Genomic DNA, 13,246 nt, shown 5'->3' on the forward strand with positions numbered 1-13,246 from the left:
TCTTCGGCCTCCTACGCCGCGACGAGATACGAGAAGACGGACTCGAGGGACTCGTCGGACGGCGAGACCGTGAGCAGCCGGATGCCGTGCTCGCGCGCGACCTTCGGCAGCAGGGACGTGAAGCGTCCGAAGTCGACGGCCTGGACGCGCAGCGCGCCCTCCGCCACGTCCACCTCGATGCCGGACGTCGACGGGTCGGCGATCAGCGCGGCCGCGAGCGCGCGGTCGTCGCTGGAGCGCACCAGGTAGCGGTGCGGACGGTCCGTCATCAGGCGGCGGATCCGGCGGAAGTCGCCACTGGCCGCGTGCCGGCCGGCGACGACGACCTCGATGTGCCAGGCGAGCTGCTCGACCTCTTCGAGGATGTGGGACGAGAACAGCACGGTGCGGCCCTCGTCGCCCATGCGCCGCAGCAGGTCCATCAGCTGCATGCGCTGGCGCGGGTCCATGCCGTTGAAGGGCTCGTCCAGCAGGAGCAGCGACGGCTCGTGGACCAGCGCGGAGGCCATCTTCACGCGCTGCCGCATGCCCTTGGAGTACGTGGCGATCTTGCGGTCCTGTGCGTACTCCATCTCGACCGTGGCCAGGGCCTTCTGGGCGGCCTTGGCACCCAGGCCGTGCAGTTCGGCGTTGGCGACGACGAACTCACGGCCGGTCAGGAAGTCGTACATCGCCTCGCGCTCGGGGACGATGCCGATGTGCCGGTAGATGGTCTCGTTGCGCCACACCGGCCGGCCGTCCAGGGTGACGGAGCCGGTGGAAGGGGCGAGGAAGCCGCCCATCATGTTGATGAGGGTGGACTTGCCGGCACCGTTGGGGCCGAGGAGGCCGGTGACGCCCGGGCCGATGGTCATGGTGATGTCGTTGACGGCGACCACGTTGCCGAACCAGCGGGAGACGTGGTCGATCGTGAGAGTGCTCATGGGCGCAGCCGGTTCCTTGAGGAGGTGGTGGCGGGCGACGGGTCGGGCGCGGTCACAGGCCCACCTTCTTGTAGCGGCGCACCAGCAGGCCGTAGCAGGCGGCGATCAGTCCGAGGGTGAACACCACGAAGACGACGCCCTCGCCCTGGTCCGGACCCACCCCGCCAGGGAAGGCGGAGCTCGCGCCCAGGAAGGCGGACTGCACTCCGTCGATCAGGGTGATGGGCGAGAACAGACCGATCCAGATGCCGGCGTCGCCGCTGCCCTGGACGTCGGCGATCGCCTGGAGCGTGGAGACCGCGCCGTAGGAGATGGTCAGGACGGCGATCACGGCCGCGATGCCGAAGCCGCGGCGCGGCGTGACCGACGCGATGACCAGCCCGATGCCGGCGAAGAGCAGGGAGAGCAGTGCCACGGAGACCAGTCCCTGTGCGAATCCCTTGGTCTGGTCGGTGAAGTCGAGCTTGGCCAGCAGCGCGCCGACGTACAGCACCAGCAGGGGGGCGGCAGTGAGGATGAACAGGGCCGAGGCCAGCGCGGCGAACTTGGCGCGCACGTAGTCGGCGGTCTCGATGGGACGCGAGAAGTACAGCGGTACGGTCTTGAAGCGCAGGTCGCGCGAGACGGACGTCGGCGCCTGGGAGGCGACGTAGAGGCTGATGACGGCCTGCATGACGATCGCGTACCGCGTGTAGTCCACGGGCAGGTCGTTGGCCTTGGTGGCGACCGCGACGGCCACCATGATGGCGGCGGGCACGCACATCACCACGAACAGCAGCATCGGCAGCACCTTGGACTTCACCGACCGGCCGAGGCCGTAGGAGCCGCGCAGGGACTGCGAGTACAGCGACAGCCGCGCGTAGCCACGGCCCAGCCGGGGGCCGTCGTAGGAGCGGTAGCCGATGTTGTGGATGCGGGTGTCACCCGGTGCAGTGGCTGGTGTCTGCACGGACTGCTCAGCTGCCATGGCCGACCGCCTCCTTCCGCTGCTCGTCACGCTGTTCGTCGTGGTCGGTGAAGACCTCGGAGATGTGGTGCCGGCGCTGTTCCATGCGCACCAGTCCGAGGCCGAGGTCCGCGATGAGGTCGCGGACCAGGTCGTACGTCTCCTCGCCCTGCGCGGTGAGCAGCAGGACGTGCCCGGCGCCCGGCAGTCCGCTGCCGTCCTCGACGGCCACGCCGCGCGCCTGCAGCGCCTCGCGCACCGCGCGGGTGCCGTCCGGGTGCTCGTCGGTGTCGGTGACCTCGATCGCGAGGGTCGTGGTCTTCTGGGTGAAGTCCGTGGTGGAGCTGGAGCGCAGCAGCTTGCCGCCGTCGATGACGACGACGTGGTCGCAGGTGCGTTCGAGCTCGCCCAGCAGGTGCGAGGTGACCAGGACGGAGATGCCGAAGTCGGTGTGGATCCGGCGGATCAGGCCGAGCATCTCGTCGCGGCCGACCGGGTCGAGGCCGTTGGTCGGCTCGTCCAGGAAGACCAGCTGGGGGTCGTGCACGAGGGCCTGGGCGAGCTTCACGCGCTGCTTCATGCCGGTCGAGTAGCCGCCGATGGGGCGGTAGCGCTCCTCGTACAGGCCGACGTGGCGCAGAGTGTCCGCGGTGCGTTCCCGCGCGGCGGTGGGCGGCAGGCCGGACATGCGCGCCATGTGGACGACGAACTCGGTGGCCGAGACGTCCGGGGGCAGGCAGTCGTGTTCCGGCATGTAGCCGACCCGCTCGCGGATGGCGGGGCCCTTGGTGACCACGTCGAGGCCGAGCACCTCGGCGCGGCCCTCGGTGGCGGGGGACAGACCCAGAAGGATCTTGATCAGTGTGGACTTGCCGGCTCCATTGGCTCCGACGAGTCCGGTCACACCGGGCCCGACGTCCACGGAGAGCCGGTCAAGAGCGGTCACCCGGGGGAACCGCTTGCTCAGGCTTTCGGTCGCGATCACAGTCACGTCCCCGACGGTAGTGACCCGCACCACTCGGGTCGTCAGCCCGGAGAGCCGTCTTGGGGTCCCCCTGGAGTCGTACGGGCCCGTAAGGGAAGCCCTGCCTGAGAGCTATGCGCGGGGCGGGGGCACCGTTGACGAGTCCGTTGACGACTGCCACATTCGCGGGTGTGACGGGGATGAGCGGTGCGCGGGAGCGCCGGGTGCGTACGGGCGGGGTCGAGCTGTGCGTGGCCGAGCTGGGGGAACCGGGACGGCCGGTGGTGGTCCTGGTGCACGGCTATCCGGACAGCAAGGAGGTGTGGTCCGAGGTCGCGGTCCGGCTCGCGGAGCGGTTCCACGTCGTGGCGTACGACGTGCGGGGTCACGGCCGGTCCACGGCGCCGCGTCCCCTGCGGGGCGGGTTCACGCTGGAGAAGCTGACCGACGACTTCCTGGCGGTCGTGGACGCGGTGAGCCCGGACCGCCCGGTGCACCTGGTGGGGCACGACTGGGGCTCGGTGCAGTCCTGGGAGTTCGTGACGGTCGGGCGCGCCGAGGGGCGGATCGCCTCCTTCACCTCGATCTCCGGCCCCTCGCTCGACCACTTCGGGCACTGGATCGACCGCCGGGTGAAGCGGCCGACCCCGCGCCGGGTCGGCCGGCTGCTGGGGCAGGGCGCCAAGTCCTGGTACGTCTACCTGCTGCACACGCCCGTGCTGCCGGAGCTGGCGTGGCGCGGGCCGCTCGGCAGGGTCTGGCCGCGGCTGCTCGAGCGCCTGGAGAAGGTGCCCGGCGACGGCTATCCGACCGCTTCCCTGCCGTCGGACGCGGCCCACGGCGCCTGGCTCTACCGGGACAACGTGCGCCCGCGGCTGCGCAACCCCCGCTCCGACGCCTACGCGCACGCGCCCGTGCAGCTCATCACGCCCCTGGACGACGCGTTCCTCTCGGAGCGGCTCTACGAGGATCTCGAGCAGTGGGCGCCGCGGCTGACCCGGCGGACGCTGCGGGCCAGGCACTGGGTGCCGCGCAGCCGCCCGGACCAGCTGACGACGTGGATCTCCGACTTCGTGACGTCCGTGGAGGAGGGCGGCCGGGCCCCGGTGCCGGCGGCCGGCCCGCACGCCGACCGGTTCGGCGGACAGCTGGTCCTGGTCACCGGGGCGGGCAGCGGCATCGGGCGGGCCACCGCGCTCGCGTTCGCCGAGGCGGGTGCGCGCGTGCTGGCGGTCGACCGGGACGCGGAGGCCGCGGCCGGCACCGCCGGGGAGGCCCTCAGCCGGGGCGCCGCGGCGGCCTGGGCGGAGACGGTGGACGTGTCCGACGAACAGGCGATGGAGAAGCTCGCCGAGCGGGTCGGCACCGAGTACGGCGTGCCGGACGTCCTGGTGAACAACGCCGGCATCGGACTGAGCGGCTCCTTCTTCGACACCACCGCGGAGGACTGGAGGAAGGTCCTCGACGTCAACCTGTGGGGTGTGATCCACGGCTGCCGCCTCTTCGGGCGGCGGATGGCCGAGCGCGGGCAGGGCGGCCACATCGTCAACGTGGCGTCCGCCGCGGCGTTCCAGCCCTCCAGGGCGCTGCCGGCCTACAGCACCTCCAAGGCGGCGGTGCTGATGCTGAGCGAGTGCCTGCGTGCGGAGCTCGCCGGCTGCGGCATCGGCGTGACGGTGGTGTGCCCGGGGTTCGTGGACACCGCCATCACCTCCACCGCGCGGTTCGCAGGGGTGGACGCCGAGGAGGAGCGGCGGCTGCGGAAGCGGGCGGCCCGTCTGTACGGGCTGCGCGGCTACCCGCCGGAGAAGGTCGCCGCCGCGATCCTGCGGGCGGTGGCGCGTGACCGGGCGGTGGTCCCGGTCACCCCGGAGGCCCGGGCGGCGTACGCGCTCGCGCGGTGGATGCCCGGTGCGCTGCGCCGGATCGCGCGGCTGAAGCCGCCGCTGTGAGACCCCCGGGGTGCGGCCCGTTGTCCACAGCGGAGACCCCATCCACTGTGGAAAACCGCACGTGACTGTGGATCAAACCTCCGCACCTAAAGGGATCGCGTGATGCGCGTCTCTCCCGGCACCCTGGACGGATGGACGAAAGACGCACCGTGAAGGTGTCGAAATACCTCTCCCGGCATCTGCGCCACCAGCCGGAGCGGATCGGCCTCACCCTCGACGAGGGCGGCTGGACCGAGATCGAGGCGCTGATCGCCGCGGCGACCGCGCACGGATTCCCGTTCACCCGGGAAGAGCTGGACCACGTCGTCGCCACCAATGACAAGCGGCGCTTCGCCGTGGAGGGCACCCGGATCCGCGCCAGTCAGGGGCACAGTGTCGACGTCGATCTCGGCCTTCCCCCGGCCGTTCCGCCGCCGTACCTGTACCACGGCACCGTCGCCCGGAACCTGGAGGCGATCCGGGCCGAGGGGCTGCGCCCCATGGACCGGCACACCGTGCACCTCTCCGCCGACCGCGAGACGGCGACCCGCGTGGGTGCCCGCAGGGGGCGGCCGGTCGTGCTGTCCGTGGACACGGGCGCGATGCACCGCGACGGCCATGTCTTCCACCTGAGCGAGAACGGCGTATGGCTGACCCGGGCCGTACCGAGCCGGTATCTGCGCTTCCCCGCCGGCCACTGACCGCGTGAGCGGCGCTACGACGGGCGGGTGCCGTGAGCCGGTGACACCTCCCGGACGTCGGCGTGACCACCGGTCCCGGCGGTTCCCTCCCGCGGGGACGCGCGTGGGCCGACGTTTCACGTGAAACCCGTGGGGGCGCATAGGCTCGATGGCATGAGCCTGCGCCTGAGCACTGTGATCCTCCCCTACCGCCGCTGGCACGAGGGCACTCGTGCCGCCTGGACGCGTGCCGAGGAGCTCGGCTTCCACACGGGCTACACCTACGACCACCTCTCCTGGCGCAGCTTCCGGGACGGCCCGTGGTTCGGCGCCGTCCCGACCCTCACCGCGGCCGCGGCGGTCACCGACCGGATGCGGCTGGGCACCCTGGTGACCTCGCCGAACTTCCGGCACCCGGTCACCCTGGCCAAGGAGCTCATCACCCTCGACGACATCTCCGGGGGGCGGGTCACGCTGGGCATAGGAGCGGGCGGCACCGGGTTCGACGCCACCGCGCTGGGCCAGGAGCCGTGGACGCCGCGCGAGCGCGCCGACCGATTCGCCGAGTTCGTCCCGCTGCTCGACCGGCTGCTCGCCGAGGACTCGGTCTCGTACGAGGGTGACTTCTACGCGGCGCACGAGGCACGCAACATCCCGGGCTGTGTGCAGCGGCCACGGCTGCCGTTCGCGGTGGCGGCGACCGGTCCGCGCGGACTGCGGCTCGCGGCCCGTCACGGGCAGGCATGGGTGACCACGGGCGACCCCCGGCTGTTCGAGAGCGGTACGCCCGAGCAGTCGGTTCAGGCCATTCGCGGTCAGGCGGAGAAGCTGGCCGACGCCTGCGCCGAGCTCGGCCGGGACGTGACCGAACTGGACAAGATCCTGCTCACCGGTTTCACGCCGGACCGGAGCCGGCCACTGGAGTCCCTGAACGCCTTCGTCGACTTCGCGGGACGCCATGCCGAACTGGGCTTCACCGAGATCGTGATCCACTGGCCCATCCCCGACTCGGACTTCGCCGCCGACGAGAAGGTCTTCGAACGGATCGCCATGGAGGCCCCGGCGCAACTGCGCTGACCCCCGACGCTTCGGCAGGGGGACACCACCCCTGGTGACGACGGTTACCACTCAGATGTCCGCAGTCCCGCACGGCCGTGCGGGCATATGCGGGACAATGGCCGGGTGATCTCAGCGACCCGACAGTCCGAGCCCCCGGCAGCCGCCACCCCACCGCGGCTCATCGCCACCGACCTCGACGGCACCCTGCTGCGTGACGACAAGTCGGTGTCCCCGCGCACCGTCGCCGCGCTGGCCGCCGCCGAGGAAGCCGGCATCGAGGTCTTCTTCGTCACCGGGCGGCCCGCCCGCTGGATGGACGTGGTCAGCGACCACGTCCACGGCCACGGCCTCGCCATCTGCGGCAACGGCGCCGCCGTCGTCGACCTGCACGGCGGCCCCGGCGCGCACCGCTTCGTGAAGGTGCGGGAGCTCCCCCGAAAGAACGCGCTGGACGCGGTGCGACTGCTGCGCGATGCCGCCCCCGGCACCGTGTACGCCGTCGAGCAGACCTACGGCTTCCACCAGGAGCCGGACTACCCGAAGCTGCACATGGAGATCCCGGACGTCCTGGCGCCCGCCGAGGACCTGCTGCACCCGGAGTCCCCCACCGCCGCCGAACCGGTGCTCAAGATCCTCGCCCACCACCCCACGCTCGATCCCGACGCCTTCCTCACCCTGGCCCGCCTCGCCATCGGCGACCGCGCCAACGTCACCCGCTCCAGCCCCAGCGCGCTGCTGGAGATCAGCGGACCGGAGGTGTCCAAGGCCAGCACGCTCGCCCTGTGCTGCGCCGAGCGGGGCATCTCGCACGACGAGGTCGTCGCCTTCGGAGACATGCCCAACGACGTCGAGATGCTGAGCTGGGCGGGCCGTTCCTACGCCATGGGCAACGCGCACCCGGACGTGATCGCCGCAGCCTCGGGGCACACCGTCGCCAACAACGACGACGGGGTGGCCGTGGTGATCGAGCGGCTGCTGGACGGGCGGCTGTAGCCGCTCAGAGCGACACCCCGTGCCGGGCCAGCCACGACACGGGGTTCACCGCCGATCCCATCTCGGGCGTGACCCGCACCTCGAAGTGCAGGTGCGGGCCCGTGGAGTTGCCGCTGGTGCCCGACTGCCCGATCCACTGACCGGGGCTCACCCGGTCACCCTGGTCGACGGCGACGGCGGCGAGGTGGGCGTACTGGGTGTAGTACCCGCCCGCGTGCCGGACCACGATTTCGACACCGAAGGCCCCTCCGCAGGACACCTTCACCACGGTGCCCGTCCCCACGGCCCGCACCGGCGTTCCGATCGGCACCGCGAAGTCCTGCCCCGTGTGCCGGTTCGCCCACCGTGCGCCGCCGCTGCCGTAGGACGCGGACAGCTCGTACGTTTCCACGGGCGCCACCCAGCGGGTGGTGAAACGCGTCTCCGGCTGGTCCAGCCGGACCGCACCACGGCAGGCACCGGCGGCGACCGAGGCGTCCGCCTGCCCCTGGAGCTGCCACCGCGCCGACTCGAGCTTCGCCTCGATGCCCTGCTTCAGAGCGGCGAGTTCGCCGTTGCGCTGGTCCAGCTTCCGCCACGCCGCCGCGGCCCGGGCCTCGTCCCGGGTGAGCCGGGCCTCGGCCCGCTCGCTCCGGCCGATCGCCTCGTCCAGCGCCGTCGCGGCCTTCTGCACCACGCGCTGACCCCGCATCAGCTCCTCGGGGTCGTCCGCGAGCAGCATGTGCGCGGTGAGCGGCAGTCCGCCGCCGTCCCGGTACTGGGAGCTGGCGATCCGGCCCAGTTCCTCCCGCAGGACGGCCGTCTCCCGCCGCTCCCGGTCGAGGCGCCGCTCGAGCTCGTGTGCCCTGGCCCGCTGCTCGTCCGCCTCGCGCAGACCGGCCTCGTACCGTTCGGTCGCCGTCGCCGCCTCCTCGTACAGCCGCGCCACCTCCGCGCTCACTCCGGAGGCCGTGCCGTGGCCGGGGGCGTGGGAGCCGTCACCGTCGGCGGGCCGGGCGGCGAGCACGGCGAGCGCGCACAGCGGTACGGCGACGAGCAGCGGATGACGGCGGGCGAGGCGCATGACTGCGATCCTGGCCCCGCCGGTACGCCCGGGCCTCCTCACGTCGTGCACTTGGGGGACCAGTGCCCCCGGACGGACCACCGGTTCAGCCGAACAGCGGTACGCCGCTGCAGGCGTGACTTTCTGTCATGAACGGCGAGGAGCCGGGCGGGGACCCCTAACGGGCCGTCATCAGGAGCTCCGTCTCCTCCTCCCGCCGGGCCATCGTCCGCAAGGGTCCGTCGGCGGCGACGAGTTCGGCGTACGGGCCGCGTTGCACCACGCGCCCCGCTTCGAGCACGACGACCTCGTCCACGGCGTCGAGTCCGGCCAGCCGGTGGGTGATGAGCAGCGTCGTGCGCCCCTCGGTGGCGGCCAGCAGATCGGCGGTGAGCGCGTCGGCGGTCGCCAGGTCGAGGTGTTCCGCCGGCTCGTCCAGCACCAGGACGGGGAAGTCCGCGAGCAGCGCCCGGGCGAGGGCCAGCCGCTGCCGCTGTCCGCCCGACAGCCGCGCACCGTGCTCGCCGACCAGCGTGTCGAGTCCGTCGGGCAGCCCGTCGGCCCAGTCCAGCAGCCGGGCCCGGCCGAGCGCGTCGCGCAGTTGGTCGTCCGTGGCGTCCTTCCTGGCCAGCAGCAGGTTCTCCCGCACGGAGCTGTTGAAGAGGTGCGCGTCCTGCGCGCACAGTCCGACCAGCCGCCGCACGTCGTCGCCGTCCAGGGCGCGGGCGTCCACTCCGGCCAGCGTGTAGGAGCCCCCGGCCGGGTCCAGGAACCGCAGCAGCGTCTGGGCGAGTGTGGTCTTGCCCGACCCGGAAGGGCCGACCACCGCGATGCGGCGGCCCCGCTCCAGCGACAGGTCCAGGCCGGCGAGCGCGTCCCGGTGCTGCCCGGCGTGGCGCGCGGTCAGCCCCTTCACCACGAGGGGGAACGGCGAGACGGGTGCCTGCCGAGGCGTCCCGGGCTCACTCACGGGCGCCGGGGCGTCCACCACCTCGTACACGCGCTCCGCGCTGCGGCGGACCCGCTGCCGGTACTGCACGGCGAGCGGCATTCCCGCGACGCCCTCGAACGCGGCGAGCGGGGTGAGGATCACGACGGCCAGCGCGACACCGTCCAGCCGGCCGGTCGCCACCGCCTGGACGCCGGCCAGCGCGGCTGCCGCGACGGTCAGGCCGGAGATCAGCGCGGTCAGTCCGTCGCCGAGCGCGGTGGCGGCGGCGGCACGCGCGTCGATCCGGGTGAGGGTGCCGTCGGCCCGCCGCGCCTCGGCGGTCCGGGAGGGCAGGGCGCCGGCGACAGTCAGCTCGGCGGTACCGGTGAGCAGGTCGGTCACCCGGGTCGCCAGCACGCCCCGGGCCGGGGCCAGCCTGCGCTCCGCCCTGCGGGCCACCGCGCCGGTCAGCAGCGGCACACCGGCGCCCGCCGCCAGCAGGCCCGCCGCGAGCACGGCACCGGCCTCGGGCAGCAGCCATGCGGTGAAGCCGACGGACAGCGCGGAGACCACGACGGTCACGCCGGCCGGCAGCAGCCAGCGCAGCCAGTAGTCCTGGAGGGCGTCCACGTCGGAGACCAGCCGGGAGAGCAGGTCGCCCCGGCGGGCACCGCGCAGTCCGGCGGGCGCCAGCCGCTCGAGGCGCCGGTAGACCGCCACCCGGGTGTCGGCCAGCATGCGCAGGACGGCGTCGTGCGAGACGAGCCGTTCGGCGTACCGGAACACGGCCCGGCCGATACCGAAGGCCCGCGTCGCCGTCACGGCCACCATGAGATACAGCACGGGAGGCTGCTCGGAGGCCCGGGAGATGAGCCACCCGGACGTCGCCATCAGCCCGACCGCGCTCCCCAGGGCGAGGGTGCCCAGCAGCAGCGCGAAGGTGATCCGCCCCCGGCGGGCGCCGGACAGGGCACGGACCCGGGCGAGCACACCGCCCCGGACCGGTTCCGCGTCGCCGGGCCGGGCGGGTCCGCCCTCCGGCGCACGGCCGGCCTCGGCCTCCGGCGCCGGTGCGGCCGCTGGGGCGGCCGCCGTGGCCGCAGGGTTTCCGTGGCCGCCGGTGGCGGCCGGTTCCGCGATCCGGACCACCCGGTCCGCGACGGCCAGCAGAGCCGGCCGGTGCACCACGAGCAGCACCGTGCGTCCGGCCGTCAGCCTCCGTACCGCCGTCACGATCTCGGCCTCGGTGGCGCCGTCGAGGGCGGCCGTCGGTTCGTCGAGCAGGAGAACGGGCCGGTCGGCCAGGAACGCCCGGGCCAGTGCGAGCCGCTGCCGCTGCCCGGCCGACAGACCCACCCCGTCCTCGCCCAGCACGGTGCCGGCACCCTCCGGCAGCGCGTCCACGAACTCCAGCGCACCCGCGTCCCGCAGCGCGCGCCGCACGGCGTCGTCGTCCGCGCCGGGCCGGGCCAGCCGTACGTTCTCCGCGATGGTCCCGGCGTACAGGTGCGGGCGTTGGGGCACCCAGGCGACGTGGTCGTGCCACGCGGCGAGGTCGAGTCCGCCGAGGTCGGCTCCCCCGACCCGCACGACACCCTCCGTGGGACGGACGAAACCCAGCAGTACGTGCAGCAGGGTCGACTTTCCCGCCCCGCTCGGGCCGACGAGCGCCACCGTCTCACCGGGGGAGACGGTGAACGACACATGCGTCACGGCGTCCGCGGACCGGCCGGGGTAGCGGACCGTCACGTCCTCGAAGGCGACGGCGCCCTGCGTGACCGTGCCCGTTCCGGGCGCGGGCACGGGTGTCTCCAGCACGGAGAAGAGGTCCTCGGCGGCCCCGAGCCCCTCCGCGGCCGCGTGGTACTGGGCGCCGACCTGCCGCAGTGGCAGATAGGCCTCCGGCGCCAGGATCAGGATGAGCAGGCCGGTGTAGAGATCCATCTGGCCGTAGACGAGCCGCATGCCGATGGTCACGGCGACCAGCGCCACCGAGAGGGTGGCGAGCAGTTCCAGGGCGAAGGAGGAGATGAAGGCGATCCGCAGCGTCCGCATGGTCGCCCGGCGGTAGTCGGAGGTGATCCGCCGGATCGACTCCGCCTGCGCCTTGGCCCGTCCGAACACCTTCAACGTGGGGAGTCCGGCGACGACGTCCAGGAAGTGTCCGGACAGCCGGGACAGCATCAGCCACTGGCGGTCCATCCGGGACTGGGTGACCCAGCCGATCAGCACCATGAAGACCGGGATGAGCGGCAGGGTCCCGACGATGATCGCCGCCGAGACCCACTCCTCGGTGACGATCCTCGCCAGCACCGCCACGGGAACGACCACCGCGAGCCCCAGCTGGGGCAGGTAACGCGAGAAGTAGCCGTCGAGCGCGTCGACTCCCCGGGTGGCCAGGGCGACCAGCGATCCGGTGCGCTGTCCGCCCAGCCACTGCGGGCCCAGCGCCGTCGCCCGTTCCAGGAGCCGGCCACGCAGTTCCGACTTCACCGCGGCGCTCGCCCGGTGCGCGGCCAGTTCGGTCAGCCAGCCGACCAGTCCCCGGCCGGCCGCCACGAGCGCGAGCAGCAGCAGGGGAGTGCCGAGTTCACGGGCGGTGAGTCCGTCCTCGAACGCGCCCACCACGATCTCAGCGATGAGCATGGCCTGGGCGATGACCAGCACCGCGCCGACGACGCCCAGGCCGACGACCGCCACCAGGAAGCCCCGGGTGGCCCGGGCGTACCGGAGCAGTCGCGGGTCGATTGGTTTCACGTGAAACACACCTCAGTGCACGGGGTCGGCGATGTGCTGGGTGCCGATCCGCTTGCGGAACACCCAGTAGGTCCAGCCCTGGTAGGCCATCACCATCGGCGTGGCGATCACGGCGAGCCAGGTCATGATCTTCAGCGTGTAGGGGCTGGAGGAGGCGTTGGTGACGGTCAGGCTCCAGGCCGGGTCGAGCGTCGACGGCATGACATTCGGGAACAGCGTCAGGAAGAGCATGGCCACGGCGGCCACGATCGTGACGCCGGAGAAGGCGAACGACCATCCCTCGCGTCCCGCCCGGTTCGCCAGCAGCGCGGCGACCAGCGCACCGACCGCCACGGCCAGCGCGACGAGGCTGGTGCCGTCCCCCTTGTCGACCTGCGTCCAGAGCAGGAAGACCAGCGCCAGTACAGCGGTGACCAGACCCACGCGCTGGGCGAGCGCCCGGGCGCGTTCGCGGATCTCACCGACCGTCTTGAGGGCCGTGAACACCGCTCCGTGGAAGGTGAACAGCGTCAGGGTGACGAGGCCGCCCAGCACCGCGTACGGGTTGAACAGGTCCCCGAGGCCGCCCACGTACTCGAAGTCGGCGTCGATCTTCACCCCGCGCACGATGTTGCCGAAGGCCACGCCCCACAGGAACGCGGGGAGCAGCGAGGTCCAGAAGATCGCCGTCTCCCAGTTGCGCTGCCAGTTCTCCTCCGGTCGCTTCGCCCGGTACTCGAAGGCGACACCGCGGATGATCAGACAGACCAGGATGAGCAGCAGGGGCAGGTAGAAGCCGGAGAACAGGGTGGCGTACCACTCGGGGAAGGCGGCGAAGGTCGCGCCGCCGGCCGTGAGCAGCCACACCTCGTTGCCGTCCCAGACGGGGCCGATGGTGTTGATCAGCACCCGCTTCTCGGCGCGGTCGCGGGCGAGCAGCCGGGTGAGGATGCCCACTCCGAAGTCGAAGCCCTCCAGGAAGAAGTAGCCGATCCACAGGACGGCGATCAGGACGAACCAGACGTTGTGCAGTTCCATGAC

The 13,246-nt window shown here is 72.5% G+C and carries 10 protein-coding genes; 4 read left to right on the forward strand and 6 right to left on the reverse strand.

Annotated elements, in window-relative coordinates; all coding sequences use genetic code 11:
- Positions 1-11: 11 nt before the first annotated feature.
- From IE118_RS09005 to IE118_RS09015, 3 genes are read right to left on the reverse strand one after another with little or no spacing between them, the layout of a single operon-like run.
- Positions 12-923 (reverse strand): ABC transporter ATP-binding protein, encoded by a 912-nt coding sequence (locus IE118_RS09005; protein WP_189557219.1) that lies wholly within the window; start codon positions 921-923, stop codon positions 12-14.
- Positions 924-975: 52 nt separating this feature from the next.
- Positions 976-1,890 (reverse strand): ABC transporter permease, encoded by a 915-nt coding sequence (locus IE118_RS09010; RefSeq protein WP_189557221.1) that lies wholly within the window; start codon positions 1,888-1,890, stop codon positions 976-978.
- The gene (locus tag IE118_RS09015) at positions 1,880-2,854 is read right to left on the reverse strand and encodes an ABC transporter ATP-binding protein (protein WP_229846759.1); all 975 of its coding nucleotides are present in this window, start codon (positions 2,852-2,854) and stop codon (positions 1,880-1,882) included. Before IE118_RS09015 ends, IE118_RS09010 begins: the two co-directional genes overlap by 11 nt.
- A gap of 170 nt (positions 2,855-3,024) precedes the next feature.
- Here IE118_RS09015 and IE118_RS09020 point away from each other — a divergent pair, with 170 nt between their 5' ends.
- The 4 genes from IE118_RS09020 to IE118_RS09035 all read left to right on the forward strand — a co-directional run bounded on the left by IE118_RS09020 (position 3,025) and on the right by IE118_RS09035 (position 7,496).
- Complete coding sequence (locus tag IE118_RS09020) at positions 3,025-4,785, forward strand: SDR family oxidoreductase (RefSeq protein WP_189557223.1); 1,761 nt, start codon at positions 3,025-3,027, stop codon at positions 4,783-4,785.
- 131 nt (positions 4,786-4,916) lie between these two features.
- Positions 4,917-5,465, forward strand: coding sequence for an RNA 2'-phosphotransferase (locus IE118_RS09025; RefSeq protein ID WP_189557225.1), 549 nt, complete (start codon positions 4,917-4,919; stop codon positions 5,463-5,465).
- 153 nt (positions 5,466-5,618) lie between these two features.
- Positions 5,619-6,521, forward strand: a complete 903-nt coding sequence (locus IE118_RS09030) for an LLM class flavin-dependent oxidoreductase (RefSeq protein WP_189557227.1) — start codon at positions 5,619-5,621, stop codon at positions 6,519-6,521.
- A gap of 87 nt (positions 6,522-6,608) precedes the next feature.
- On the forward strand, positions 6,609-7,496 hold the full coding sequence (locus tag IE118_RS09035) for a Cof-type HAD-IIB family hydrolase (RefSeq protein WP_189557229.1): 888 nt from the start codon (positions 6,609-6,611) through the stop codon (positions 7,494-7,496).
- 4 nt (positions 7,497-7,500) lie between these two features.
- Here IE118_RS09035 and IE118_RS09040 read toward each other — a convergent pair whose 3' ends face one another.
- From IE118_RS09040 to cydB, 3 genes are all read right to left on the reverse strand, one after another.
- Positions 7,501-8,559, reverse strand: a complete 1,059-nt coding sequence (locus IE118_RS09040) for a M23 family metallopeptidase (RefSeq protein WP_189557231.1) — start codon at positions 8,557-8,559, stop codon at positions 7,501-7,503.
- Between the two features lie 157 nt (positions 8,560-8,716).
- Positions 8,717-12,226: a thiol reductant ABC exporter subunit CydD gene (gene cydD / locus IE118_RS09045; protein ID WP_189557233.1), complete on the reverse strand. Its 3,510-nt coding sequence runs from the start codon at positions 12,224-12,226 to the stop codon at positions 8,717-8,719.
- A gap of 12 nt (positions 12,227-12,238) precedes the next feature.
- The gene (gene cydB, locus IE118_RS09050) at positions 12,239-13,243 is read right to left on the reverse strand and encodes a cytochrome d ubiquinol oxidase subunit II (protein WP_189557235.1); all 1,005 of its coding nucleotides are present in this window, start codon (positions 13,241-13,243) and stop codon (positions 12,239-12,241) included.
- Positions 13,244-13,246: the final 3 nt, after the last annotated feature.

Origin of the sequence: Streptomyces pilosus (assembly GCF_014649835.1) — a bacterium.
GTDB lineage: Bacteria > Actinomycetota > Actinomycetes > Streptomycetales > Streptomycetaceae > Streptomyces > Streptomyces pilosus.